The sequence below is a fragment of the Agrobacterium genomosp. 13 str. CFBP 6927 genome (genome assembly GCA_900012615.1).
Lineage (GTDB): Bacteria > Pseudomonadota > Alphaproteobacteria > Rhizobiales > Rhizobiaceae > Agrobacterium.
This window is the reverse complement of sequence record LT009756.1, coordinates 1,204,504-1,230,546: the sequence shown is the minus strand read 5'-3', so window position 1 is coordinate 1,230,546 and position 26,043 is coordinate 1,204,504. Positions and strand designations below refer to the sequence as shown.

Genomic DNA, 26,043 nt, shown 5'->3' with positions numbered 1-26,043 from the left:
CAGTCGCCTTATGCATCGCCAAGATAGGTCTTGATGATTTCGATGAATTTCGGAACGGAGATCGGTTTCGACACATAGGCCTCACATCCGCCCTGACGAATGCGCTCCTCATCACCCTTCATGGCAAACGCCGTGACGGCGATGACCGGGATGACATGCAGCTCGTCATCCTCCTTCAGCCATTTCGTCACCTCCAGCCCCGACACTTCCGGCAGCTGAATATCCATGAGAATGAGGTCCGGGCGGTGCTTGCGGGCAAGGTCCAGCGCTTCCATGCCGTTGCGGGTCTGGATCGTCGTATAGCCAGACGCCTCGATCAGGTCGCGAAAGAGCTTCATGTTCAGCTCGTTGTCTTCGACTATCATGACCTGCTTGGGCATGGTGAGCAGTCCCCGTTTCACTTTGAAACCTTCACCCAGACATATAAGTTGTCAGAGAACCGATTCCATCGTCCATTTGTTGCGCAAGGCTAGAGGGATTTGGTTTCAAAATAGGTAACTTCGGGGAAGAAATGCTGCGCGATACGAAAAACAAAGGCAATGGCGACAAAGATCCGCAAGAAACGGCGGCCGCCATACTTGGCTGGCTGGCAAACGAGCCGGACATGCTGGCGCGTTTTCTGGCGCTGAGCGGATTGCAGGCCAACATGCTGCGCCAGGCCGTCAACGATCCCGGCTTTCTGGCGGGCCTCACCGATTTTCTGATGAGCCACGAGCCCGATCTCATGGCCTTCTGCGCCGCGACCGATACATCTCCCGAAACAGTGGCCGCCGCCTGGCACCATTTTTCCGGGCCAGGGCTGGATTCAGGCGTGTATTGACAGGCCAGCCACTTGAGCCAAAGTCACCACCGGAGTATGGTCGGCAACGTTCTGGTTTTGTTTTCGGTTCATGCTTACGTCGCACCACTATGATCCCGGTTTTTGCCGAGACTGTCTGGCCGGCCAGCCAGCGGCGCTGAGGCGTTGCCGTAGCTGCGGCAGTCCGCGCCTCGTCTACCATGACGAACTCTATGATCTCAGCATCGCCCATATCGATTGTGACGCCTTTTACGCCTCCGTCGAGAAACGCGACAATCCCGAGCTTGCCGACAAGCCGGTCATCGTTGGCGGTGGAAAGCGCGGTGTGGTTTCCACCGCCTGTTACATTGCCCGCATTCAGGGCGTGCGTTCCGCCATGCCGATGTTCAAGGCGCTGGAAGCCTGCCCGGAAGCGGTGGTCATCAAGCCCGATATGGAAAAATACAGCCGTGTCGGGCGCGAAATCAGGGCCATGATGCAGGAATTGACGCCGCTTGTGCAGCCGCTTTCCATAGACGAAGCGTTTCTCGACCTTTCCGGAACCGAGAGACTTCACCACGATCCACCGGCCCGTGTGCTGGCGAAATTCGCAAAGCGGGTGGAAAAAGAGGTCGGCGTGACCGTGTCGGCCGGGCTGTCCTACTGCAAGTTTCTGGCCAAGGTCGCATCCGACCTCAAAAAACCCCGTGGTTTTTCGGTGATCGGGGAAGCGGAGGCGCTTTCCTTTCTCGCAACGCGGCCGGTGACGACAATCTGGGGTGTCGGCAAGGCATTTGCAGCAACGCTGGAGGCGGATGGCATCCGGCTGGTGGGCCAACTGCAGGAGATGGAGGAAGGCGATCTGATGCGCCGTTACGGCGTGATGGGACAAAGGCTCTTCCGGCTTTCGCGCGGCATCGACGAGCGGCATGTGCACGACAACGACCCGGTCAAAAGCGTGTCTTCCGAAACCACCTTCTTCAACGATATTTCCCGCCACGACGATCTCGTCCCGATCCTGCGCTCGCTTTCCGAAAAAGTGGCCTGGCGACTGAAGAAGAACGGCATTGCCGGCCAGACGGTGGTGCTGAAAATGAAAACGTCCGACTTCAAGATCCGCACCCGCAACCGCAAACTTGATGACCCCACCCAGCTTGCCGACCGGATATTCCGTACCGGCCTCTCAATGCTGGAAAAGGAAACCGACGGCACCAAATTCCGTCTGCTAGGCATCGGCGTCAGCGATCTGCGCGATGCGGGCCTTGCCGATCCTCCCGATCTCGTCGACAGGCAGGCCGGGCGGCGAGCGGCGGCGGAAGCGGCCATGGACAAGCTGCGCGACAAATTCGGCAAGGGCAGTGTCGAGACCGGCTATACATTCGGCACACGCAAATAACAGCCTGGGGTCCGATATGCGGGAGCTGCGCAAGCGCCGCCCCTCGCCGGGCCTACTTATTTTAGATTTTACACAAATTAGTGATGTTGCAGCTACCCCACCCTTAAACTTCATTAAACTTCACATGGTTGAGTGAGGGAAGTTTTGTACATGTGGTGTATTGCGTCATGTCCCTTCGCCTCAGTCTTCTGACCGGCATGCTGTCGGCCAGCATTCTTGCCTTTCCAGCACTTGCCGCCGACAGCAGGTCGCTGCAAATCCTCGTTTCGAAAAACGATCAGTCGCTGGCGCTATATGAAAATGGCGAGATCATCGCCACATCGAAAGTCTCCACCGGCAAGGCCGGTCACGAGACGCCGAGCGGCATATTTTCTATCCTGGAAAAGCGCAAATACCACGAATCGAATATTTACTCCGCCGCGCCGATGCCGTTCATGCAGCGGCTGACATGGTCCGGAATAGCACTCCACGAAGGCAAGGTGCCGAATTATCCGGCCTCGCATGGTTGCGTGCGCCTGCCCTCCAAATTCGCAAAGTCACTCTTCGGAGACACCCAGCGCGGCGTGCACGTCATCATCACCGACCGGCCGGTCTCGCTGCGCTTCGTGCAGCATCCGGCGCTGTTTGAGCCGCGCGACGATGGCGATGACGGCAAGCTGCTTCTGTCCGACGTCGAGCTGCGCCCGGCGACCTTCGATGCCGCTTTGGGCACGGTCGAGGTTGCCGTCAATGAAAAGACGAATTCCCTTAAACCCACCGCAAAGGCTAGGGAATCCTCCCCCCTGCGCATTCTCATTACGCGGCGCGGCGAACGGGAAAAGGTGATGGATATTCAGACCGTGCTGACCCGCCTCGGCTTCGATGCCGGTTCTGCGGACGGTTATGCCGGAGAAATGACGATCAGCGCCATCAACGGTTTCAAGCGCTGGAAAGGGCTGAAAACCACGGGGCCGCTTCTGACCGACGCTTTTGTGGCAGCGCTCTACGCTTCCGCCGGGGAAGACCATCCCCCGACCGGCCAGATCATGGTGCGGCAGGATTTCAAGCCACTGTTCGAGGCCGCGATCGATATCAGGGATCCGGAGGTGGCGCTCGGAACCCACTTTTTCGAAGCCGTTTCCGTGGACCGTGCAAAAGGCACCGCCGAATGGAACGGCGTGACGCTGGAAAACCACCTACCGGCGGCGGCCCGCAAGCGGCTCGGCATCTCCGTTACCGAAGCGCCGGGCGGTTTCGATCAGTTGAGCGCCGTGCTTAGCCGTCTCGAAATTCCCACGGAGATACGCAGCCGGATCGAGCAGGAGCTCACAAGCGGCAGCTCGATCACGGTTTCCGATCTCAGTCACCAGATGGAGACAGGCGCCGGAACGGACTTCATCACCGTGACGAAAGAAGGACCGGTATGAGTGATGAGTGAGGCTTGAGCCTCACACCAGTTCCACATCGACGACACCGGGTGCAGACCGCAGCGCGGCGGCGATCTCCGGCGAGATGCGGTATTTCTCCGTCAGCTCCACTTCGATCTCGCGGCTACCCTCATCCTTAATGACGATGAAATAGACCGAGCCGTCACCCTTGGTGTTGAGGTGGCGTGCCACGGTTTTCAGCGGACCGGAATCGCGCACGTAAACGCGCAAGGCCTTCTGCATCTGCACCGATTTCTCTTCCAAGGATTGCGCCGTCTGGATGCGAAGGCCGATACCTTCCGGACGCTCTTCCGCCTGCACGGTAATGACCAGCGATTTGCCGACCTCGAGCAGATCGCGGAACTGGCCCAGCCCTTCCGAAAACAGCACCGCCTCATATTGGCCTGAGGCATCCGAAAAAGTGACGATGCCCATCTTGTTGCCGGTGCGGGTCTTGCGCTCCTGCTTGCCGGTCACCGTCCCGGCCAGACGCCCGGCGGTCGCCCCCTGTTTCACCGCCGCTGAAAAATCGGCGAAATTCTGCACCCGCAATTTCTCCAGCACGGGACGATAGGTATCGAGCGGGTGGGCGGTCAGGTAAAAACCGAGCACCTGATATTCGCGCAGCAGTTTTTCCGAGGCAAGCCAGGGCTGGAAGGCAGGCAGCACGAGCTTTTCCGGCCCATTCGCGCCGCCGGAGCCGAACATGTCCGACTGGCCGGTGACACGGCTTTCCTGAGCGCGCTGCGAATAACCGATGATCCGGTCCAGTCCGCCGATCAGTTCGGCGCGGTCGCGGCCGAAACAATCAAAACCGCCGGCATTGATAAGGCTTTCCAGCACACGCCGGTTGATCTGCTTGGGGTCGATGCGCAGGCAGAAATCCTCAAGGCTCGTAAACGGCTTGCCATCGCGTACGGAGACGATGTGCTCCACCGCCCCCTCGCCCACGCCCTTGATGGCGGCCAGCGAATAATAGATGCGGTTTTCTCCCGTCTCGAATTGCCGGAAGGAGGTCTGCACCGAAGGTGCGACGACCTCGATGCCAAGGCGGCCGGCATCCTGGCGGAAATCGTTGAGCTTTTCCGTGTTCGCCATATCGAGCGTCATGGAGGCCGCCAGGAACTCCACCGGATAATGCGCCTTCATATAGGCGGTCTGGTAGGACACGATGGCGTAGGCCGCGGCATGGCTCTTGTTGAAGCCGTAATTGGCGAACTTCGCCAGAAGGTCGAAGATGGTATCGGCCTGCGGTTTCGACACGCCGTTCTTGATGGCGCCATCGACGAAACGTTCGCGCTGCTTGTCCATCTCCTCCTTGATCTTCTTGCCCATGGCACGGCGCAGAAGATCGGCCTCGCCGAGCGAGTAACCTGACAGAACCTGGGCGATCTGCATCACCTGTTCCTGGTAGACGATAACGCCTTGCGTTTCCTTGAGCAGATGGTCAATGGTGGGGTGGATGGACTCCAGCTCCTCCTCGCCATGTTTGCGGGCATTATAGACCGGGATGTTTTCCATCGGTCCCGGACGATAAAGCGCCACCAGCGCGATGATATCCTCGATGCAGTCCGGCCGCATGCCGATCAGCGCCTTGCGCATGCCGGCACTTTCCACCTGGAACACGCCGATGGTTTCGCCGCGCGACAGCATCTCGTAGGTTTTGGCGTCATCCAGCGGAATTGCGGCAAGATCGACCTTGATGCCACGCTTGGCAACGAAATCGACGGCCACCTTCAGCACCGTCAGCGTTTTCAGGCCGAGGAAGTCGAATTTGACGAGGCCGGCGCTTTCGACCCATTTCATGTTGAACTGGGTGACCGGCATGTCCGAGCGCGGATCGCGATACATCGGCACCAGCTTCGACAGCGGCCGGTCGCCGATGACGATACCAGCGGCATGGGTGGAAGCGTGGCGGTAAAGCCCTTCGATCTTCTGGGCGATATCCAGCAGGCGGGCGACGACCGGCTCCTTGTCGGCCTCCTCCTGCAGGCGCGGCTCCTCCTCGATCGCCTTCGACAGCGGTGTCGGATTGGCCGGGTTGTTGGGCACCAGCTTGCAGATCTTGTCCACCTGCCCATAGGGCATTTCCAGCACGCGGCCGACGTCACGCAAGGCCGCGCGCGCCTGCAGCGAACCGAAGGTGATGATCTGCGCCACCTGCTCGCGGCCATATTTGCGCTGCACGTAACGGATCACCTCTTCGCGGCGATCCTGGCAGAAGTCGATATCGAAGTCGGGCATCGACACGCGTTCGGGGTTCAGGAAGCGTTCGAACAGCAGCGAGAAGCGCAGGGGGTCGACATCGGTGATGGTCAGCGCATAGGCGACAAGCGATCCCGCGCCCGAACCGCGACCGGGACCCACCGGAATATCCTGCTGCTTGGCCCATTTGATGAAGTCGGCAACGATGAGGAAGTAGCCGGGAAACCGCATGCGCTCGATAACGCCGAGCTCGAAATCAAGCCTTTCGCGATAGTCCTGTTCGGTATAGCCCTCAGCCATGCCGAGCGCTGAAAGGCGCTGATCCAGCCCTTCGACCGCCTGCCGGCGCAGCTCGTCGGATTCGGCCCGTTCCGCCGCCTCGGGATCGTCGCTGGCGCCGGTAAAGCGCGGCAGGATCGGTCCGCGCTTCTTCAGCACGTAGGAGCAGCGCAGGGCGATCTCGATGGTGTTTTCCAGCGCCTCGGGAAGGTCGGCAAACAACGCCGTCATCTCCTCGCGGCTTTTCAGATAATGGTCGGGGGTCAGGCGAAACCGGCTGTCATCGGAAACGATGGCATTGTGCGCCACCGCCATCAACGCATCATGGGCCTCGTAATCGGCCTTTGAAGGGAAAAACGCCTCATTGGTGGCGACCAGCGGAATATCATGTTCATAGGCAAGTCCGATCAGCCGCCGCTCATGGGCGCGGTCGTAACCGGACTGGCGCTGTAATTCGATGTAGAGACTGTCACCGAAAAGCGACTTCAGCGTCAGCAGGCGGTCTTTTGCCTGGGATGCATGCCCATCCTTCAGGGCCATATCAACGGGACCGCTAGAGGCACCCGTCAACGCGATCAGCCCGGCATTAGAGGCTTCCTCCAGCCATGCGCGGGTAATATGCACGGAATGGCCACCGCTGCCCTCACCGTCCAGATAGGCGCGGCTGATCAAATCCACCAGCCGCTCGTATCCTTCGGCATTGGCAGCCAGAAGCACGATGGCGGGAAGCTTCGTGAGGTGGCTATTATGGTTGCGGCGATCATCCGCCGCATCCTGCATGTCAATCGACACCTGACAGCCGATGATCGGCTGCAGGCCCTCATCGCGCGCCTTTTCGGAAAACTCCAGCGCAACGAAAAGATTGTTGGTGTCGGTAATGGCGATGGCCGGCTGACCGTCAGCAACGGCCTTGGACATGATTTTCTTGAGGGGCAAGGCCCCCTCAAGCAGGGAGTAGGCGGAATGTACCCGCAAATGGACAAAACCGGGGGTCTTCAGCGTTCCGCCAGAGGTTTCTCCACGCACAACCGTATCGCCCATATCGTCGTCCTGTCATTCTGAATCGAGGGGGCGATTTTCCGATTTCCGGCGCTCAAAGTCCACAGCCTTGCGGCCTCTATACAGGCTTCTGCGCCGGTGCGTCCTTCACAGCGCGGTGAGGATCACCGAAAAGCTGGCAACAAAGACAGCGATGGAAGCGAAAGCGGCAACGTCACGGATGAAATCAGTCATTGGTCTCTCCTTACTCGTTATGTTCCAACTTTGTTCTCATTTTGTTCGATTGTCAACAGGGTTCTGCTGATGTTCCTCTTGCTAACGCAACAGAATCAGCCGGGGTTCCGTCGGCGTTGTCGGCAAGCCCCTGACTCCAAAGCAAAAAACCCGGAGGCAAAAAACGCATCCGGGTTCGGAAAAATTCAGTTGTGGAAGGGTAATCAGCCGTCTGGGAGACGCGGGATGAAAAGACTCACCAGTTCGGCCAGGGCGTTACAATGATCGCCCTGCGCAGTCACGATCAGAAATCGACGATCTTCCCGTCGGCGAGTGTCACACGGCGATCCATGCGGTTGGCGAGCTCGTGATTATGAGTAGCGATCAGTGCTGCAAGACCGGACTGGCGCACCAGCGCCTCCAGCGCATCGAACACATAATGCGCGGTTTCCGGGTCGAGGTTGCCGGTCGGCTCGTCGGCGAGCAGCAGGAGCGGCGCATTGGCAACCGCGCGCGCAATGGCCACGCGCTGCTGTTCACCGCCGGACAGTTCGGCCGGGCGATGTTCGCCGCGATGACCGACGCGCATATAGTCGAGCAACGCGCTGGCACGCTTGCGGGCTTCAGCCTGCGTCAGACCGGCGATGAGCTGTGGCATCATCACATTCTCCACCGCTGAAAATTCCGGCAGCAGGTGATGGAACTGGTAGACGAAGCCGATATCGCTGCGGCGGATCGCCGTGCGGGTTTCGTCGCCCAGCCCATTGCAGGGCGCACCGTTGATGAAGACCTCGCCGGCATCGGGATGCTCCAGAAGCCCTGCCAGATGCAGCAGCGTGGACTTGCCCGTGCCCGAGGGGGCGACGAGCGCCACCATCTCACCGCTCTTCAATTCAAAATCGGCCTTGCGCAGGATGGAAAGCGACGTTTCACCCTGACCGTAAGTCCGTTCCACGCCGGTAAGCCGCAGCACTGTTTTTTTTGCCATATTGCGAAGCGGTCCTTATTCGTAACGCAGGGCCTGCACCGGATCGAGCTTGGAAGCCCGCCATGCCGGAAAGATCGTTGCCAGGAAAGAAAGCGTCAGCGCCATGATGACGACGGTGATGGTCTCGCTCAAATCCATTTCAGCCGGCAGCTGGCTCAGGAAATAGAGCTGCGGATCGAACAATACCGTGCCTGATATCCAGGAGAAGAATTGCCGGATGGATTCCACGTTGAGGCAGACGATAACGCCGAGCGCCACGCCGGCGAAGGTGCCGACCGTGCCGATGGCCGCCCCGGTCATGAAGAAGATGCGCATGACGGCGCCGGAACTGGCGCCCATGGTGCGCAGAATGGCGATATCGCTGCCCTTGTCCTTGACCAGCATGATGAGGCCGGAAATGATGTTGAGCGCCGCCACCAGAACGATGAGGGTGAGGATCATGAACATGACGTTTCTTTCCACCTGCAGGGCGGAGAAGAAGGTCTGGTTTCGCTGTCTCCAGTCGGTGATATAGATCTGCCGTTCGGCGGCCTGTTCCACGAGAGGGCGGATTCCGTCGACATCATCGGGACGGCTGACGTAAAGCTCGATGGACTGCACGATACCGTCGGCATTGAAATAAAGCTGGGCTTCCGACAAGGGCATATAGATCATCGAGGCGTCATATTCCGACATGCCGATCTCGAAGACACCCGATATCTTGTAGGATTTGACGCGCGGATTGACGCCCATCGGCGTCACGTCGCCTTCCGGCGAAATGAGCGTGATGTCATCACCCGCCGTTACGCCAAGCTGTGCGGCAAGCCGCGAGCCGACCAGAACGCCGTCGCCCGCCATGAAGCCGACGAGATCGCCGGTCTTGATGTTGGTGGAGACTTCCTTGATCTTGTCGATATCGTCCTGACGCACACCGCGCACCAGCGCGCCGGAGCCTGCGCCGCCGCGACCGGAGGCCAGGGTCTGTCCCTCCACCAGCGGCAGGGCCATGGTGACACCCGGAACGGCAGCGAACTTCTTCGCCAGCTCATCATAATTATTGAAGGGCTGGTCGATCGGCTGAACAATCATGTGGCCGTTAATGCCAAGAATGCGCGAAATCAGCTCCGTGCGGAAACCGTTCATCACAGCCATGACAATGATCAGCGTCGCAACACCCAGCATGATGCCGACAAAGGAGAAGCCGGCGATGACGGAAATGAACGCTTCCTTGCGCCGTGACCGCAGATAACGCCAGGCCACCATGCGCTCGAAAGCGGAAAACGGCCGGGCGGTCTTTTCCCGGACGGAAGGAGCCGCACCTTTGTCAGCCTCGGCCTTTGCCATTTCGTCTCCCTGATCTCACCTTGCAAGATCGGTCTTTTCAAAGACCGGTCCCAATCTCTGCGGCATCCGCTCTAAAACTGGAGCGGTCTTCGGGTGAAGGCCGCTCCCATCTTTCCATTCGTGCTTAGGCAAGCACCCTGTTCATTGCCGCCTCGATCGTGACGGTTTCACGCTCGCCGGTCTTGCGGTCCTTCACTTCGACCTCGCCATTCGCGACCGAACGCGGTCCGACGATGATCTGCAACGGCACGCCGATGAGGTCGGCGGTGGCAAATTTCTGGCCGGCACGATCGTCGGTGTCGTCGTAAAGAACATCCTTGCCGGCATTCGACAGCGAGTAATACAGCTTTTCGCAAGCCGCATCGCAGGCCTCGTCGCCAGCCTTCATGTTGATGATGACAACATCGAAAGGAGCAACCGAAGCAGGCCAGATGATTCCGTTCTCGTCATGCGATGCTTCAATGATGGCGGGAACAAGGCGTGTCGGCCCAATGCCATAGGAACCCATGTGGACAGGGTGTTCCTTGCCGTCCTTGCCCTGCACTTTCGCGCCCATCGGCTCGGAATATTTGGTGCCGAAATAGAAGATATGGCCGACTTCGATACCGCGTGCGGAAAGGCGCTCGCCATCGGGAATGGCGTCATAGGCGGCTTCGTCGTGCATTTCGGAAGTGGCAGCGTAATCGGCCGTCCATTCGTCGAAAACGCCTTGAAGCGCCGCGACATCGTCGAAATCGGTATTTTCAGCGGGAATGGCGCGGTCGAGGAAGCTCTTGTGGCAGAAGACCTCGGATTCACCGGTATCAGCCAGGATGATGAATTCATGGCTGTGATTGCCGCCGATCGGGCCGGTATCGGCGCGCATCGGAATGGCGCGCAGGCCAAGGCGCTCGAAGGTGCGCAGGTAAGCCACGAACATCTTGTTATAGGAATGGATCGCGTCTTCCTTGGTCAGATCGAAGGAATAGGCGTCCTTCATCAGGAACTCACGCGAGCGCATGGTGCCGAAACGCGGACGAACCTCGTCGCGGAACTTCAGCTGGATATGATAGAGGTTCAGCGGCAGGTTCTTGTAGGACTTCACATAGGAACGGAAGATGTCGGTGATCATCTCCTCGTTTGTGGGGCCATACAGCATCTGGCGGTCCTGACGGTCCTTGATGCGCAGCATTTCCTTGCCGTAGTCATCATAACGACCGCTTTCCTGCCAGAGCTCGGCCGATTGCAGCGTCGGCATCAGAAGCTCGATGGCGCCCGAGCGATCCTGCTCCTGCCGGATGATCCTGTTGACCTTGTCCAGCACACGCTTGCCGAGCGGCAGCCAGGAATAAATGCCAGCCGACTGCTGCCGGATCATGCCCGCGCGCAGCATCAGGCGGTGGGAGACGATCTCCGCTTCCTTGGGGTTTTCCTTCAGGATGGGCATGAAATAACGGCTGAGACGCATGACGGCTTCCATTGATGTGGACGAGAGCGCGCAAAGGCGCGGGAATCGCCCCGAATAAAGGGATATTGGCGCCGGATATAGCCGTTTCCCGCCAAGAAGAAAACCCGCCATGAAAAGAGCCCGCAAGGCGATTTCATGGCATTTTCGCGATAGCTAATTCGCGTCAAAACGCTTTGATGGGAATATTATTCTTGTTCCGGTGCGACAAATTGCACCACAGGGAATTTTTTGCCGACTGTAACAAATATGCAAAAAATGAGATGACAAGCATGGGTGATTAAGCTAGCTTTAGCTTACAAAAGAGGCAGGAAGTCTAAATTCTTGCCGTTTTCGCGGTCAGTCTTGGGAGGATCAGATCTTAGGCGCGCTCGTTCGCAGCCCCGGCAACGGTTACAGATCACGCGAAACCTGAAAAACAAGGCTGAAAAGCCTTGTTTTTTTTTGATTCATCGACGCGATTACACCCCGGCTCGCCATTCCGGTAAAATTGTGGCGGTGAATCGGCTGCCAGACACGCTCATGCTGTGTGCACGACGGAGATGACATCCATATGACAGTCTCCTGCGCCTTGTGGAGAAGCGGACAGCACCGCCAGAGTGTCGCCATACCCCCGTCATTGCGGCCTTGATCCTAGATTCATTTCGCCCAGCGTCTCGCAGGATGCAAACTGTTTCCAAGACAGACATTTGGCGGCGTGAATTCCCGCCCAGGCCCGGAAGGACGATACTTCAGTCGTAAACGGGAATAATTCTCGGCAGATCGTCAAGGCTGATGCCGAACCACCAGCCGCCGCCATACCAGATGCCGCAGATCAGCGCGGATATCAGCGTCGTCCACAGAACGATGCGACCGCCTCTGAACCGGGACGGTGCGCTTGCGACCGTGCCCAGCGCCACATCGCCCTCTTCCGCCTGGGTACGAAGTCCGATCGGCAGCACGATAAAAAGAACCGTCCACCAGACGATGAAATAAACGGCGAAGACCGAAAGAAGCGGCATAACATCCTCCCTGCATGATGCGTCCCTTGTAACGCATTCATCCGTAAACCGGAATCACTTCCCTGCCACAAGCGTAAAAAGCCATGAATGGAAACAGGGCCGCGCTTTGCAGCGCAAGCCCTGTCTCGAATAAGGGCGATCGTTTTTCAGCAACTGACCGCCATCAGGCTTTCCGGCTGCTTAGACCTTCGTGACGAAAACCGTCACGATCGGCTTCTTGCCCCAGGTCTGGTTGGCGGCGGCGCGCACGGCGCGGCGCACCGCTTCGCGCAGCAGTTCCAGATCCTTGCGACGGGCGCGGGGAATGCTCTCCACGGCGCCGAGAACGGCGTCATAAAGCGTATCCTCCATGTCCTCGCCCTCATCATCGAATTCCGGCAGGCCGAAAGGCACGACATCGGGATCGCCGAGGAAGTCGTAACGGCTGTCCAGCACGACATTGACGGAGACATGGCCGGCAAAGGAAAGCTTGCGGCGATTGCTGATGCCCATCTCATCCATGTCGCCGATGAGGTTGCCGTCCTTGAAAACGCGGCCATGCGGTGCATCGTCGATGACTTCCGCCGGGCCGGGCGCCAGGCGCAGAATATTGCCGTTGCGAACCTTCGGCACCTGCGAAATGCCGGCCTGCTCAGCCAGTTCCTTCTGAGCCACCAGATGCGCGGCCTCGCCATGAACAGGCACGACGATCTGCGGCTTCGTCCATTCATACATCTTCAGAAGTTCGTTGCGGCGCGGATGGCCGGAAACGTGAACCAGAGCCTCATTGTCGGTGATAATATGGACGCCCTGCTCGATCAGGCCGTTCTTGATATCGATGATCGCCTTCTCATTGCCGGGGATGGCGCGCGAGGAAAACACGACGGTGTCTCCCGCAGCCAGCGCCACATTGCGCATCTCGTCACGCGAAAGCTTGGCCAGTGCTGCGCGCGGTTCCCCCTGCGAACCGGTGAGGATCAGCACCACCTTGTTGCGTGGAATGTAGCCATATTCGTCTTCGGCGAGGAACGGCTTGATGCCTTCCATGATACCGAGATCCTGCGAGACATTGACGACGCGTTTCAGCGAGGAGCCAAGCAGCAAAACTTCACGGCCTGCCGCCTCCGCAGCCTGCGCGATCGAGCGGATACGCCCGACATTGGAGGAGAAGGTGGTGACGGCCACGCGACCCTCGGCATTTTCAATGATCTGCCGCAGGCCTTCGGAAACCTCGTGTTCGGAAGGCGAGACACCGTCACGAACTGAGTTGGTGCTGTCGCACATCAGCGCCAGCACGCCTTCTTCGCCGATGGCGCGAAAGCGGGCTTCATCCGTCAACGGACCAAGCGACGGCGCCTCGTCGATTTTCCAGTCGCCGGTATGAATGACGTTACCGAGCGGCGTGCGGATGACCAGAGACATCGGCTCGGGAATGGAGTGGTTGACGCCGACTGCCTCGATCTCAAAGGGGCCGACATTGATGCGGTCACCCGCCTTGAACGGCGTCACCGGAATTTCGGCGCGCGTGCCCTCATAGGCGCGTTTCGCCTCCAGCATGCCGGCGGTGAAGCCCGAGGCATAGACCGGCACGTTGAGGCCGGGCCACAGATCGTTCAGCGCGCCGTAGTGATCCTCGTGAGCGTGGGTGATGATGATGCCTTTGAGGTTTTTCTTCTGCTCGGCGATATAGGTGATGTCAGGCAACACCAGATCGACACCGGGCAGATCGAGACCGGCAAAGGTCACGCCGCAATCCACCATGATCCATTCGCGCTTGCTTGCCGGACCGTATCCGTAAAGCGCCAGATTCATGCCGATTTCACCGACGCCGCCAAGCGGCAAAAATACCAGTTCGTCCTGTTTAGCCATTGTTCTTCTTATCCATTCACGAGAGAGCGCGAGCGACGGCGAACTGCCGCGCCCCGCGCCGGTTACCAGCATCGGACCTGTTAAACCATCTGATCGACCGGGCCGATGCGGAGCCGGTCTGCCACCCTGCTTTTCAAGAGCTGCAGGAAAGCTCCAACCTGTGGGATCCGGTTCGGCGCAGGCCTTCAGCCCGCACCGCGCACCTCATCCGAAAAAGACGTCGCCGGCGGCGATGGAGCGTCTTGTACCCTCATCCTCGTCCAGCAGCAGATAACCATTATCATCAATTCCGACGAAACGCCCGCCGATCGAGCGATCGGGGAAGTTGACGGTGATATGTTCGCCGATACCGCAGGCGGCCGCCCGCCAGCCGGCCATGACACCGGCCACACCCCTGCCCTCATCCCAACCCGTCAGCACATCCGCCGTTTCGCGGAAAAGATGGGCGAAGAGTTCGTCGGGTGAACAGGAAGCACCGTGTTCGGACAACATGGTGACGGGATAAAGCGGGTTTTCCGGCTTGTGGGCGATATTGATGCCGATGCCGATGACGATGGCGCGCCGTCCGTCCGGCAGAAGCTCCGCCTCCATCAAAATGCCGCAGGTTTTCTGACGACCAATCAGCACGTCATTCGGCCATTTGATTTCAAGCGGGGCACCGCCCGTCGGCAGCACTGCGCGGATGGCGCGATAAACAGCCAGCGCAAAGGCGAGCGGCAGAGACCCTATGCGATCCATCGGAGCGGGATCGATCAGAAGAAGCGAGGCGTAGAGATTGCCGGGTTCGGAAACCCATGGCCGACCGCGACGGCCGCGCCCGCCGGTCTGGCGGATGGCGGTGATCCACAGATTGCCGCCATCGCCCGCCCGCGCCCGGGCAAAACATTCTATATTGGTCGATGGTGTTTCCACCATCGCCTCGTGCCGGAAGTCATTGATGGACACCCGGCCCGTATGCTTGGGCGTATTGGTCAAAAGAACGTCTTTGCCGCGACCGTGACCGCATTGCCGAGAGCACCGCCAAAGACAATGAAGGCGACAACGAACAGTCCCGAGAGCGCATAAACGACCTTCAGTTCACCGGCCGGACGTTCGAAGCTGCCCTTGGCTTCATCGAACCACATGACCTTGACGACGCGAATATAATAATAAGCGCCGACGACCGAACCGATCACGCCGATGATGGCGAGCGGATAAAGCTTGGCTTCGATGGCTGCGAGGAAAACGTAATACTTGCCGAAGAAGCCGGCGAGCGGCGGAATGCCGGCAAGCGAGAACATCAGGATCGTCAACACAACCGCCATGAAGGGGTTGGTGGAGGAAAGCCCGGCCAGATCCTCGACAGTCTCGACATTGCCGATTTCCTTACGCCGCATGGAGAGAATGCAGGCGAAGGTACCAAGTGTCATTACCATGTAAATGGTCATGTAGAGAATGACGCCCGAAACACCAGCTTCTGTACCCGCCGCCAGACCGACAAGCGCGTAACCCATGTGACCGATGGAGGAATAGGCCATCAGTCGCTTGATGTTCTTCTGGCCGATCGCGGCAAACGAGCCGAGCAGCATGGAAGCGATGGAGATGAAGACGACGATCTGCTGCCAGTCGGCAAAAACCGGCTGGAAAGCATCAATGACGATGCGAACGAAGATCGCCATGGCGCCAATCTTGGGAGCCGCGGACAGGAAGGCGGTGACCGGGGTCGGCGCGCCTTCATAGACATCAGGCGTCCACATGTGGAACGGCACGGCGGAAATCTTGAATGCCAGACCGGCGAGAACGAAGACCAGGCCGAAAACGAGGCCGAGCGAACGGGTCTCGGCCGTCAGCACCTGGGCGATTTCGGCAAAGCCGGTATTGCCGGTGAAGCCGTAAACCAGCGACATGCCGTAAAGCAGCATGCCGGAGGAAAGCGCGCCGAGAACGAAATATTTCAGGCCCGCTTCCGTGGAGCGCAGGCTTTCCCGGTTGATGGCGCAGACGACGTAAAGTGCAAGCGACTGCAGTTCAAGCGCCATATAGAGCGAGATCAGGTTGTTGGCGGAGATCATCAGCAGGATGCCGAGGGTCGCCAGAACCAGCAGCACGGGATATTCGAACCGGCCGACCGGCTCGAAACGGCCCTGGCCGACAGAAAGGATCATGGCGGTGATCGAGCCGATCAGCGCCAGCACCTTCATGAAGTTACCGAAGGCATCGGCGACGTAAACGCCGCCGAAGGCCACACCCGAAGCGGGCGCAAAGACGATCCAGAGACCGACGACGAGCAGCAGGGCCACGGAGAGGCCCGTGACCGTCGTTGTCGACTTGTCGCCCGAGAAGACGCCAATCATGAGCAGCGCCAGCGCGCCGACCGCAAGGATCAGCTCGGGCGTCGCGATGTGCAGACTGGCAAAAAGGATTTCAGCGGTCATGTCCAACGGGTCCTGTCGTCAATTCATAGTGAGCGCAACATTTTGCGCCGCCTGCAATGCAGCCGTATAGTTGTTTACCAGAAGATCAACCGATGCGGCGGTGGCATCGAACACCGGCGCCGGATAGACGCCGAAGAAGATCGTCAGGACGACCAGCGGATAAAGGATGACCTTTTCGCGGGTCGACAGATCGAGCATCGCCTTCAGGCTTTCCTTCTCAAGCGCGCCGAAAATCACGCGGCGGTAAAGCCACAGCGCATAAGCGGCCGAGAGGATGACGCCGGTTGCAGCAAACAGCGCGACCAGCGTGTTGGCGCGGAATACGCCGATCAGCGTCAGGAATTCACCGACAAAGCCTGATGTGCCGGGCAGACCGACATTGGCCATGGTGAAAATCATGAAGGCGACCGCATATTTCGGCATGTTGTTCACGAGGCCGCCATAGGCGGAAATCTCGCGGGTGTGCAGCCGGTCATAGACAACGCCGACGCAGAGGAAAAGCGCGCCAGAGACAATGCCGTGCGACAGCATCTGGAAGATCGCGCCCTGCACGCCCTGAACGTTGGCGGCGAAGATGCCCATGGTCACGTAACCCATATGGGCAACGGAAGAATAGGCGATCAGCTTCTTGATGTCGTCCTGCATCATCGCCACCAGCGAGGTGTAGATGATGGCGAGAACCGACAGCGTGAAGACGAAGGGGGCGAAATAATCAGAGGCCAGCGGGAACATCGACAGCGAGAAGCGGATGAAACCGTAACCGCCGAGCTTCAGCATGACGCCGGCAAGAATGACGGAGCCTGCGGTCGGGGCCTGAACGTGGGCGTCGGGCAGCCAGGTATGTACCGGCCACATCGGCATCTTGACCGAGAAGGCCGCGAAGCAGGCAAGCCAGAGCCAGGTCTGCATGCCGGCCGGGAAGCCGTATTTCAAGAGTTCCGTCATGTCGGTCGTGCCGGCCTGCCAGTACATGGCCATGATGGCGAGCATGGTCAGAACCGAACCGAGCAGCGTGTAGAGGAAGAACTTGTAGGAGGCGTAAACGCGATCCTTGCCGCCCCAGACGCCGATGATGATGAACATCGGGATCAGCGTCGCTTCGAAGAAGACGTAGAAAAGAACCGTATCCAGCGCCACGAAGACGCCGATCATGACGACTTCCAAGAGCAGGAAGGCGATCATGTATTCCTTGACGCGCTTCTCGATCGAATCCCAGCTTGCCAGCACGCAGAACGGCATGAGGAAGGTGGTGAGGATGACGAAGAGCATGGAGATGCCGTCGACACCCAGATGATAGGCGGCGATGTTGCCGAACCAGGCGTGTTTTTCCACCATCTGGAAACCGGGGTTCGAATTGTCGAAACCGATCCAGATGAAAAGCGACACCAGGAAGGTGAAAACGGTCGTCAGCAGCGAGACATTGAGAATGTTGCGGCGACCATAAGGGCCGTTCTCATTCGTCAGAAGCAGGAGCACCACGCCGACGAGCGGCAGAAAGGTGACCGTTGAAAGAATGGGCCAATCGGTCATCAGAGGGCACTCCCGAGCATCATCCAGGTGACAAGCGCCGCGATGCCGATCAGCATCGCAAAGGCATAATGATAGAGGTAACCGGATTGCAGGCGGACCATGCGGTTGGTCACGTCAACCACACGCGCTGCAATGCCGTTCGGTCCATAGTGGTCGATGACGGCGACGTCACCCTTCTTCCACAGGAAGCGGCCGAGCGCCTTTGCGGAACGTACGAAGAGGAAGTCATAGAGTTCGTCGAAGTACCACTTGTTCAAGAGGAACTGGTAGAGGCCGCGATGGGTCTCGGCCAGACGCTTCGGCGTCTCCGGCGACTTGATGTACATGTACCAGGCGGTCACGAAACCAAGCGCCATGGCGAAGAACGGGCTCCACTTCACCCACAGCGGAACATGATGGAACTCTTCGAGGATTTCATTTTCCGGAAGCGTAAACAGGGCGCCCTTCCAGAACTCGGCATATTCATGACCGAAGAAATAACCTTCGAAGGCCACACCGGCGAAGATCGCGCCGACGGTGAGGATGAAGAGCGGGATCAGCATGACCATCGGCGATTCATGCACATGGTGCATGACGTCGGCCGAAGCGCGCGGCTTGCCGAAGAAGGTCATGAAGGCCAGACGCCAGGAGTAGAAGCTGGTGAACAGGGCCGCGATGACCAGCAGCGTGAAGGCGACGCCCGAGAGAACCGAATGCGAAGCATAAGCGGATTCGATGATGACATCCTTCGAGAAGAAGCCGGCAAAACCGATCATCGTGCCCGGAATACCAACGCCGGTCAGCGCCAGGGTGCCAACGGTCATGGTCCAGAAGGTGATGGGGATATGCTTGCGCAGGCCGCCCATGTAACGCATGTCCTGCTCGCCATCGACGGCATGGATGACCGAACCGGCGCACAAGAACAGCAGGGCCTTGAAGAAGGCGTGCGTGAAGAGGTGGAACACGGCAGCCCCATAAGCGCCGACGCCGAGCGCCACGAACATGTAACCGAGCTGCGAGCAGGTCGAATAGGCGATGACGCGCTTGATGTCGTTCTGCACGAGGCCGACGGTCGCCGCGAAGAAGGCGGTGATCGCACCGATCAGCGTCACGACGGTCAGCGCATCATGCGACAGTTCAAACAGCGGCGACATGCGGGCGACGAGGAAGACGCCGGCGGTAACCATGGTTGCGGCGTGAATGAGGGCAGACACCGGGGTCGGGCCTTCCATCGCATCCGGCAGCCAGGTGTGCAGCAGGAACTGCGCCGATTTACCCATGGCGCCCATGAAGAGCAGCAGGCACACGCCCGTCATCGCATTGGCCTTGTCCAGCTGCATGCCGAACAGGTTGATGACGGTTTCGGTGGAGGCAGCACCTTCAGCCGGCAGATAGGTGCTGGCGGCAGCGAAGATCGTTTCGAAATTGATCGAGCCGAACAGCACAAACACGCCGCCAATGCCAAGGATGAAGCCGAAGTCACCGACGCGGTTGACGATGAAGGCCTTCATGGCGGCAGCCGATGCGGACGGCTTCTTGAACCAGAAACCGATCAGCAGATAGGACGCCAGACCCACGCCTTCCCAGCCGAAGAACATCTGCAGCAGGTTGTCGGAGGTCACCAGCATCAGCATGGCGAAGGTGAAGAGCGACAGATAGGCGAAGAAACGCGGACGATGCGGATCGTGGTGCATGTATCCGATCGAATAAAGGTGCACCAGCGTCGAGACCGTGTTGACGACGACGAACATAACGGCCGTCAGCGTGTCGATGCGGAACGCCCATTCGACATCGATGCCGCCGGACTGGATCCAGCGCAGCACGGTGACCTTGATCACCTCGCCCGGCTCGCCATGGGCGAGCGCGACGGTGAAGAACACGATCCACGACAGGATGGCGACCACGATCATCAGACCGGTGGTGACATATTCCGAAGCCTTGGCGCCGATGGAGCGGCCGAACAGGCCGGCGATCAGGAAGCCGATCAGTGGAAGAAAGACGATAGCCTTGTAGATCATAGCCTTATCAGCCCTTCATCATATTGACGTCTTCGACGGCGATCGATCCGCGGTTGCGGTAGAAGACAACGAGTATTGCAAGACCGATGGCCGCTTCGGCGGCTGCGACGGTCAGAATGAACAAAGCGAAGACCTGGCCGACGATATCGTTCAGGAAGGCCGAGAAAGCCACCATGTTGATGTTGACCGCAAGCAGGATGAGTTCGATCGACATGAGGATGACGATGACGTTCTTCCGGTTGAGGAAGATGCCGAAAACGCCGATCGTGAAGAGGATCGCGCTGACCGTCAGGTAGTGGGAAAGACCGATTTCCATGTTCTGTTTCCTTGGATCCGTTCGCGCCTCAGATGCCCTGGCCCGGCTTGACCTTGACCGTGGTAACGGCGGTCTTCGGGTCACGGCCGACCTGCGTGGAGATATCCTGCCGCTTGATGTCGGTGCGATGACGCAGCGTCAGCACGATGGCGCCGATCATGGCCACCAGCAGCACGAGGCCGGCGAGCTGGAAGAAGTAGACGTAATTTGTATAGAGCACGTCGCCAAGTGCGGCCGTATTGGTGCGTTCGGTGACAGGCGGGATCGGCATGGTAATGGACTTGGCCGCAATCGGGTTCAGCATGCTGCCGCCGACCACGACGATCAGTTCCGCCGCCAGGATGACACCGATCAGCGCGCCGACCGGGGCATATTGCAGCACGCCCGAGCGAAGCTCTGCAAAATCCACATCCAGCATCATGACGACGAAGAGGAAGAGCACCGCCACGGCGCCGACATAAACCACCAGCAGGATCATGCCGAGGAACTCGGCGCCCGTCAGCAGGAACAGCGCGGCTGCGTTGAAGAAGGTCAAAATCAGAAACAGCACCGAATGAACAGGGTTCTTCGATGCGATGACCATGAACGCAGACGCCACGGCGACGAAAGCGAATATATAAAAGAATACAGCGTGCAGACCCATGTTGGTGCCTTCTTGTCCTCATCGGGCAAAGATGGCTCGAAGGCCCCTCACCCGTTTCGTCCCCGCCGGCGAAAACCGCGCAGGCATTTTACTTTTCATCGCTCTCCGGGGTTTCCCCCGGAAAGACGGTTGCGCCTTAACGGTAAGGCGCATCCAGTGCGAGGTTGCGTGCGATTTCACGCTCCCAGCGGTCGCCATTGTCGAGAAGCTTCTGCTTGTCGAAATAAAGCTCCTCGCGGGTTTCCGTCGCGAATTCGAAGTTCGGGCCTTCGACGATGGCATCGACCGGGCAGGCTTCCTGGCAGAAACCGCAATAGATGCACTTCACCATGTCGATATCGTAACGCACCGTGCGGCGGGTGCCGTCATTGCGGCGCGGGCCGGCTTCGATGGTGATCGCTTGAGCGGGACAGATCGCTTCACACAGCTTGCAGGCGATGCAGCGCTCTTCACCGTTCGGATAACGGCGCAGCGCATGTTCGCCGCGGAAACGCGGAGAGACCGGGCCCTTTTCGAAAGGATAGTTCACCGTTGCCTTCTGTTTGAAGAAGTGGCGCATCGTGAGCAGGATCGCGCCCACGAACTCCTTGAGGAACAGTGAATTGACGGCTTGGGAGAGGCTTGCCATCTCAGTCTCCAGATTTCTGAGCGAGGAGTACGGACATCAACCGGCCCACCCCGTCAGCTTCAATACGAATGCAACAATAACGACCATGGCGAGCGACAGGGGCAGGAACACCTTCCAGCCGAGACGCATGAGCTGGTCATAACGATAACGCGGAACGAAAGCCTTGGTCAGAGCGATCATGAAGAAGACCATGCAGCCCTTCAACGCGAACCAGACAATGCCCGGAACCCAGTTCAGGAACCACACATCCACGATCGGCAGCCAGCCGCCCATGAACAGGATCGTCGTCAGGCAGCAGATCAGGACGATCGCAGCATATTCGCCGAGCATGAACATCATGTAAGGCGTGGAGCCATATTCGACCATGTGACCGGCAACCAGTTCCGATTCCGCTTCCGGAAGATCGAAGGGCGGACGGTTGGTTTCGGCAAGGCCCGAAATGAAGAACACGATGAACATCGGGAACAGCGACAGCCAGTGCCAGTCAAGGAACGAGGCAGGCAGGCCAAGCATGGTGCCGAGGCCGGTCTTCTGGGCCAGAACGATGTCCGTCAGGTTCAGCGAACCGACGCAGAGCAGAACGGTGACGATGACGAGGCCGATCGACACTTCGTAGGACACCATCTGTGCCGCCGAACGCAGCGCACCAAGGAACGGGTACTTCGAGTTCGAAGCCCAGCCGCCCATGATGATGCCGTATACTTCAAGCGAAGAAATCGCGAAGATATAGAGAATGCCGACATTGATATTGGCGACGACCCAGCCTTCGTTGAAGGGAATGACGGCATAGGTGGCGAGCGCCAGCGTCACCGCAACCAGCGGCGCCAGAAGGAAGACGGCCTTGTTGGCGCCGGCCGGAATGACCGGTTCCTTCAAGATGAACTTCAAAAGGTCGGCAAAGGACTGAAAGAGACCGAAGGGACCAACGACGTTCGGACCACGGCGCAGCTGCACGGCCGCCCAGACCTTGCGGTCGGCGAGCAGCAGGAAGGCGATGGCCACCAGAAGGCAAACGAGAAGCAGCAGGGACTGGCCGACCATGATCAGCGCGGGCCAGACGTAGCTCCAGAAAAACTGTTCCATAAATCCCCTACCCTTACTCTGCCGCAGCCTGGAAATTGTTGCGGGCCAATGCGGAGCACTCGGCCATGACAGCGGATGCGCGCGCAATCGGGTTCGTCAAATAAAAGTCTTTAACCGGCGAGGCAAACGCCGACTTGTTGAGCGAGCCGGTCTTGCCGGCCAGCGCTTCGATATCCGTGGCCGTGCCCGCGACGATCTCGTCTGTTTCCGCAAGATGCGGATGCGCGACATAGAGCTGGCCGCGCAGGGCAGACAGCGAATCGAACGGCAGCTTCTTGCCGAGAACATCGGAAAGCGCACGCAGGATCGCCCAGTCTTCGCGGGCTTCGCCCGGTGCAAAACCGGCGCGGTTGCCCAGCTGCACGCGGCCTTCGGTGTTGACCCAGATACCGGATTTTTCGGTATAGGCCGCACCCGGAAGGATGACGTCGGCGTTCATCGCGCCCTGGTCGCCATGGCTACCGATATAGACGGTGAACTTGGCGCCCTTGTTGGAGAGGTCGAGTTCATCGGCGCCGAGCAGGAAGAGAACGTCCATGGACGCGACCATTTCAGCGGCGGCAACACCGCCCTCGCCCGGCACGAAGCCGATGTCGAGACCGCCAACGCGGGCAGCGGCGGTGTGCAGAACCGAGAAGCCGTTCCACTCTTCGGTGACAGCACCTACCGAGGTAGCGAGCTTGGCGGCGGCAGCCAGTACGGCTGCACCATCGGCGCGCGCCAGAGCACCCTGGCCGATGATGATCAGCGGGTTCTTGGCGGATTTCAGCTTGTCGACGAAGCTGTGCGAGCCATTGGCCAGATCGGACAGCGTTTCAGCGCCGGAACCGAGATATTCGTAATTGTAGCGAAGCTCGCCGGCTTCACCGATCACGCCGATCGGGAAACCGCCGCGACGCCAGCGCTTGCGGATGCGGGCGTTGAGCACGGCCGCTTCGTAGCGCGGGTTGGAACCAACGATCAGCAGGGCGTCGGCCTGTTCGATACCTTCGATGGTGGAGTTGAACAGGTAGCTGGCGCGGCCGAGCGACGGATCGAGTGCAACGCCATCCTGACGGCAATCGACATTGGCCGAACCGAGCGAAGCGAGAAGCGACTTCAGCGCGAACATTTCTTCAACGGAGGCCAGATCGCCGGCAATTGCGCCGATCTTGCTGCCGGATGTTGCGGCAACCGCCTGCTTGATCGCACCGAAGGCTTCGCCCCAGCTTGCGGGCTGCAGGCGGCCATCCTTGCGGACGTAAGGGCGGTCAAGGCGCTGTGTCTTCAGGCCGTCCCAGATGAAACGGCTCTTGTCGGAAATCCACTCTTCGTTGATCGCCTCGTTGACACGCGGCATGACGCGCATGACTTCGCGGCCACGGGTATCGACGCGGATGGCCGAACCGAGCGCGTCCATCACGTCGATGGTTTCGGTCTTGTTCAGTTCCCACGGACGGGCGGTGAAGGCGAAAGGCTTGGAGGTAAGCGCGCCGACCGGGCAGAGGTCAACAACGTTGCCCTGCAGCTCCGAGGTCATGGCCTGCTCGAGATAGGTGGTGATTTCGGCATCTTCGCCACGGCCGATAAGGCCCAGTTCCGCGATACCGGCCACTTCCGTGGTGAAACGGACACAGCGCGTGCAGTGGATGCAGCGGTTCATGACCGTCTTGACCAGCGGTCCGATATATTTGTCTTCAACCGCGCGCTTGTTTTCCGCGTAACGCGAACCGGCGATACCGAAGGCCATGGCCTGGTCCTGCAGGTCGCATTCGCCACCCTGGTCGCAGATCGGGCAATCCAGCGGGTGGTTGATGAGCAGGAATTCCATCACGCCTTCGCGGGCCTTCTTGACCATCGGCGTGTTGGTGAAAACCTCAGGCAATTCGCCGTTCGGGCCACCGCGAACGTCGCGAACGCCCATGGCGCAGGAGGCGGCAGGCTTGGGCGGTCCGCCCTTCACCTCGATGAGACACATGCGGCAGTTACCCGCGACCGACAAGCGCTCATGAAAACAAAAGCGCGGAACTTCGGCACCAGCCTCCTCGCACGCCTGCAAAAGCGTGAAATGATCCGGAACCTCGATCTCTTTACCGTCAACCTTGAGCTTTGCCATGGTCCTACTTACGTCCTGTTGCCTGTTCGTCCCATGTCTCACACGGTCCGCAACAAATCCTTAATCACGCCCGGCACTCGTATCGTCTGCCCAGACGCTTCATGGTGTCGCGAGGCCGGAAAATTCCGGCTCCGCCTGAAGCCTCAATGCTTATTCAGCGGCTTCCAGAACAGCGCCATCATCCATGGCCCTGTAGGTATATTGGTCGATGCGCTTTTCGATTTCCGGACGAAAATTGCGGATCAGCGCCTGTACCGGCCATGCGGCGGCGTCGCCGAGCGCACAGATGGTGTGGCCTTCGATCTGCTTCGTCACTTCGAACAGCATGTCGATTTCGCGCTTCTGGGCATTGCCCTTGACCATGCGCTCCAGCACGCGCCACATCCAGCCGGTGCCTTCGCGGCACGGCGTGCACTGGCCGCAGCTTTCATGCTTGAAGAAGGCCGCGATGCGGGCAATCGCCTTGATGACGTCGGTGGACTTGTCCATGACGATCATGCCGCCGGTGCCGAAGGAAGACTTCACTTCACGCATGCCGTCGAAATCCATGATGGCGTCCTTCATGTCCTCACCGCGCACGATGGGGCAGGATGCGCCGCCGGGGATGACGCCGAGCAGATTGTCCCAGCCGCCGCGAATGCCACCGCAATGGCGCTCAATCAGCTCACGGAAGGACAGGCCCAGCGCATCTTCGAAGGTGCACGGACGCTCGACATGGCCGGAGACCATGAACAGCTTGGTGCCGACATTGTTCGGACGGCCGATGGACGAGAACCATGCAGCACCTCGGCGCAGGATGGTCGGCGCAACGGCGATCGATTCAACGTTGTTGACGGTCGTCGGGCAGCCGTAAAGACCCATATTGGCCGGGAACGGCGGCTTCAGGCGCGGCTGGCCCTTCTTGCCTTCGAGGCTTTCGAGCAGAGCCGTCTCTTCGCCGCAGATATAGGCGCCCGCGCCGTGATGGACGTAGATGTCGAAATCCCAGCCGTTCTTGTTGTTCTTGCCGAGCAGGCCGGCATCGTAGCATTCGTCGATGGCCGCCTGCAGCGCCTCACGCTCGCGCATATATTCACCGCGAACGTAGATATAGGCGGTATGCGCGCCCATGGCGAAACCGGCGATAACGCAGCCTTCGATCAGCGTATGCGGATCGTTGCGCAGGATTTCGCGGTCCTTGCAGGTGCCGGGCTCGGATTCATCAGCATTCACGACGAGATAATGCGGACGGCCGTCATTTTCCTTCGGCATGAAGGACCACTTGAGACCCGTCGGGAAGCCAGCGCCGCCGCGACCGCGAAGGCCTGATGCCTTCATCTCGTTGATGATCCAGTCACGGCCCTTTTCGATGATCTGCTTGGTACCGTCCCAATGGCCGCGCGCTCTCACGCCCTTCAGGGACTTGTCCTTGAGGCCGTAGAGATTGGTAAAGATGCGATCCTGATCTTTTAACATGC

General features: G+C 59.2%; 20 protein-coding genes. 3 read left to right on the top strand and 17 right to left on the bottom strand.

Features of this window, described 5'->3' with window-relative positions; all coding sequences use genetic code 11:
• Nucleotides 1-8: 8 nt before the first annotated feature.
• Nucleotides 9-380 (bottom strand): response regulator, encoded by a 372-nt coding sequence (locus AGR13A_RS06125; protein ID WP_003496409.1) that lies wholly within the window; start codon nt 378-380, stop codon nt 9-11.
• A 131-nt stretch (nt 381-511) separates the two neighbouring features.
• Between AGR13A_RS06125 and AGR13A_RS06120 the strand changes: the two genes are divergently transcribed.
• From AGR13A_RS06120 to AGR13A_RS06110, 3 genes are all read left to right on the top strand, one after another.
• Complete coding sequence (locus AGR13A_RS06120; protein ID WP_035217637.1) at nt 512-820, top strand: DUF3572 domain-containing protein; 309 nt, start codon at nt 512-514, stop codon at nt 818-820.
• A 70-nt stretch (nt 821-890) separates the two neighbouring features.
• Entirely contained in the window at nt 891-2,174 is a 1,284-nt protein-coding gene (locus AGR13A_RS06115; RefSeq protein ID WP_080834189.1) for a DNA polymerase IV, read from the top strand.
• A gap of 167 nt (nt 2,175-2,341) precedes the next feature.
• Nucleotides 2,342-3,580, top strand: a complete 1,239-nt coding sequence (locus AGR13A_RS06110; protein ID WP_080834187.1) for a L,D-transpeptidase family protein — start codon at nt 2,342-2,344, stop codon at nt 3,578-3,580.
• 21 nt (nt 3,581-3,601) lie between these two features.
• On the opposite strand, the gene dnaE is transcribed toward AGR13A_RS06110, so the two are convergent.
• From dnaE to nuoF, 16 genes are all read right to left on the bottom strand, one after another.
• A complete protein-coding gene (gene dnaE / locus AGR13A_RS06105; RefSeq protein ID WP_080834186.1) occupies nt 3,602-7,105 on the bottom strand; it encodes a DNA polymerase III subunit alpha in 3,504 nt (1,167 codons plus the stop codon).
• Nucleotides 7,106-7,580: 475 nt separating this feature from the next.
• Nucleotides 7,581-8,264 carry an ABC transporter ATP-binding protein gene (locus tag AGR13A_RS06100; protein ID WP_035217649.1) on the bottom strand — a complete coding sequence of 228 codons (684 nt, stop codon included), beginning with the start codon at nt 8,262-8,264 and terminating at the stop codon, nt 7,581-7,583.
• Nucleotides 8,265-8,279: 15 nt separating this feature from the next.
• Nucleotides 8,280-9,587 carry a lipoprotein-releasing ABC transporter permease subunit gene (locus AGR13A_RS06095; RefSeq protein WP_035217652.1) on the bottom strand — a complete coding sequence of 436 codons (1,308 nt, stop codon included), beginning with the start codon at nt 9,585-9,587 and terminating at the stop codon, nt 8,280-8,282.
• Between the two features lie 124 nt (nt 9,588-9,711).
• Nucleotides 9,712-11,034 (bottom strand): proline--tRNA ligase, encoded by a 1,323-nt coding sequence (proS, locus tag AGR13A_RS06090; RefSeq protein ID WP_080836613.1) that lies wholly within the window; start codon nt 11,032-11,034, stop codon nt 9,712-9,714.
• Nucleotides 11,035-11,762: 728 nt separating this feature from the next.
• The gene (locus tag AGR13A_RS06085) at nt 11,763-12,032 is read right to left on the bottom strand and encodes a DUF1467 family protein (protein WP_035217654.1); all 270 of its coding nucleotides are present in this window, start codon (nt 12,030-12,032) and stop codon (nt 11,763-11,765) included.
• Nucleotides 12,033-12,212: 180 nt separating this feature from the next.
• Complete coding sequence (locus AGR13A_RS06080; protein WP_080834184.1) at nt 12,213-13,880, bottom strand: ribonuclease J; 1,668 nt, start codon at nt 13,878-13,880, stop codon at nt 12,213-12,215.
• 204 nt (nt 13,881-14,084) lie between these two features.
• Entirely contained in the window at nt 14,085-14,795 is a 711-nt protein-coding gene (locus tag AGR13A_RS06075) for a biotin--[acetyl-CoA-carboxylase] ligase (protein ID WP_167377520.1), read from the bottom strand.
• 56 nt (nt 14,796-14,851) lie between these two features.
• A complete protein-coding gene (gene nuoN / locus AGR13A_RS06070; RefSeq protein ID WP_035218873.1) occupies nt 14,852-16,294 on the bottom strand; it encodes an NADH-quinone oxidoreductase subunit NuoN in 1,443 nt (480 codons plus the stop codon).
• An 18-nt stretch (nt 16,295-16,312) separates the two neighbouring features.
• Nucleotides 16,313-17,824, bottom strand: coding sequence for an NADH-quinone oxidoreductase subunit M (locus AGR13A_RS06065; RefSeq protein WP_035217659.1), 1,512 nt, complete (start codon nt 17,822-17,824; stop codon nt 16,313-16,315).
• Nucleotides 17,824-19,821 carry an NADH-quinone oxidoreductase subunit L gene (nuoL, locus tag AGR13A_RS06060; RefSeq protein ID WP_080834181.1) on the bottom strand — a complete coding sequence of 666 codons (1,998 nt, stop codon included), beginning with the start codon at nt 19,819-19,821 and terminating at the stop codon, nt 17,824-17,826. Before nuoL ends, AGR13A_RS06065 begins: the two co-directional genes overlap by 1 nt.
• Before the next feature lie 7 nt (nt 19,822-19,828).
• A complete protein-coding gene (gene nuoK, locus AGR13A_RS06055; protein ID WP_003521516.1) occupies nt 19,829-20,137 on the bottom strand; it encodes an NADH-quinone oxidoreductase subunit NuoK in 309 nt (102 codons plus the stop codon).
• A gap of 28 nt (nt 20,138-20,165) precedes the next feature.
• The gene (locus tag AGR13A_RS06050; RefSeq protein WP_003521517.1) at nt 20,166-20,780 is read right to left on the bottom strand and encodes an NADH-quinone oxidoreductase subunit J; all 615 of its coding nucleotides are present in this window, start codon (nt 20,778-20,780) and stop codon (nt 20,166-20,168) included.
• Nucleotides 20,781-20,916: 136 nt separating this feature from the next.
• A complete protein-coding gene (nuoI, locus tag AGR13A_RS06045) occupies nt 20,917-21,408 on the bottom strand; it encodes an NADH-quinone oxidoreductase subunit NuoI (RefSeq protein WP_003496449.1) in 492 nt (163 codons plus the stop codon).
• Nucleotides 21,409-21,444: 36 nt separating this feature from the next.
• Nucleotides 21,445-22,491: an NADH-quinone oxidoreductase subunit NuoH gene (gene nuoH, locus AGR13A_RS06040; RefSeq protein ID WP_003496451.1), complete on the bottom strand. Its 1,047-nt coding sequence runs from the start codon at nt 22,489-22,491 to the stop codon at nt 21,445-21,447.
• A gap of 13 nt (nt 22,492-22,504) precedes the next feature.
• Nucleotides 22,505-24,586, bottom strand: coding sequence for an NADH-quinone oxidoreductase subunit NuoG (gene nuoG, locus AGR13A_RS06035; protein WP_080834177.1), 2,082 nt, complete (start codon nt 24,584-24,586; stop codon nt 22,505-22,507).
• Nucleotides 24,587-24,736: 150 nt separating this feature from the next.
• Nucleotides 24,737-26,041, bottom strand: coding sequence for an NADH-quinone oxidoreductase subunit NuoF (gene nuoF / locus AGR13A_RS06030; protein WP_003496455.1), 1,305 nt, complete (start codon nt 26,039-26,041; stop codon nt 24,737-24,739).
• Nucleotides 26,042-26,043: the final 2 nt, after the last annotated feature.

Coding starts and splice junctions, on each gene's coding strand:
- AGR13A_RS06125 (WP_003496409.1), bottom strand. CDS start 380: ATGCCCAAGCAGGTCATGATAGTCGAAGACAACGAGCTGAACATGAAG.
- AGR13A_RS06120 (WP_035217637.1), top strand. CDS start 512: ATGCTGCGCGATACGAAAAACAAAGGCAATGGCGACAAAGATCCGCAA.
- AGR13A_RS06115 (WP_080834189.1), top strand. CDS start 891: ATGCTTACGTCGCACCACTATGATCCCGGTTTTTGCCGAGACTGTCTG.
- AGR13A_RS06110 (WP_080834187.1), top strand. CDS start 2,342: ATGTCCCTTCGCCTCAGTCTTCTGACCGGCATGCTGTCGGCCAGCATT.
- dnaE (WP_080834186.1), bottom strand. CDS start 7,105: ATGGGCGATACGGTTGTGCGTGGAGAAACCTCTGGCGGAACGCTGAAG.
- AGR13A_RS06100 (WP_035217649.1), bottom strand. CDS start 8,264: ATGGCAAAAAAAACAGTGCTGCGGCTTACCGGCGTGGAACGGACTTAC.
- AGR13A_RS06095 (WP_035217652.1), bottom strand. CDS start 9,587: ATGGCAAAGGCCGAGGCTGACAAAGGTGCGGCTCCTTCCGTCCGGGAA.
- proS (WP_080836613.1), bottom strand. CDS start 11,034: ATGCGTCTCAGCCGTTATTTCATGCCCATCCTGAAGGAAAACCCCAAG.
- AGR13A_RS06085 (WP_035217654.1), bottom strand. CDS start 12,032: ATGCCGCTTCTTTCGGTCTTCGCCGTTTATTTCATCGTCTGGTGGACG.
- AGR13A_RS06080 (WP_080834184.1), bottom strand. CDS start 13,880: ATGGCTAAACAGGACGAACTGGTATTTTTGCCGCTTGGCGGCGTCGGT.
- AGR13A_RS06075 (WP_167377520.1), bottom strand. CDS start 14,795: ATGGTGGAAACACCATCGACCAATATAGAATGTTTTGCCCGGGCGCGG.
- nuoN (WP_035218873.1), bottom strand. CDS start 16,294: ATGACCGCTGAAATCCTTTTTGCCAGTCTGCACATCGCGACGCCCGAG.
- AGR13A_RS06065 (WP_035217659.1), bottom strand. CDS start 17,824: ATGACCGATTGGCCCATTCTTTCAACGGTCACCTTTCTGCCGCTCGTC.
- nuoL (WP_080834181.1), bottom strand. CDS start 19,821: ATGATCTACAAGGCTATCGTCTTTCTTCCACTGATCGGCTTCCTGATC.
- nuoK (WP_003521516.1), bottom strand. CDS start 20,137: ATGGAAATCGGTCTTTCCCACTACCTGACGGTCAGCGCGATCCTCTTC.
- AGR13A_RS06050 (WP_003521517.1), bottom strand. CDS start 20,780: ATGGGTCTGCACGCTGTATTCTTTTATATATTCGCTTTCGTCGCCGTG.
- nuoI (WP_003496449.1), bottom strand. CDS start 21,408: ATGGCAAGCCTCTCCCAAGCCGTCAATTCACTGTTCCTCAAGGAGTTC.
- nuoH (WP_003496451.1), bottom strand. CDS start 22,491: ATGGAACAGTTTTTCTGGAGCTACGTCTGGCCCGCGCTGATCATGGTC.
- nuoG (WP_080834177.1), bottom strand. CDS start 24,586: ATGGCAAAGCTCAAGGTTGACGGTAAAGAGATCGAGGTTCCGGATCAT.
- nuoF (WP_003496455.1), bottom strand. CDS start 26,041: ATGTTAAAAGATCAGGATCGCATCTTTACCAATCTCTACGGCCTCAAG.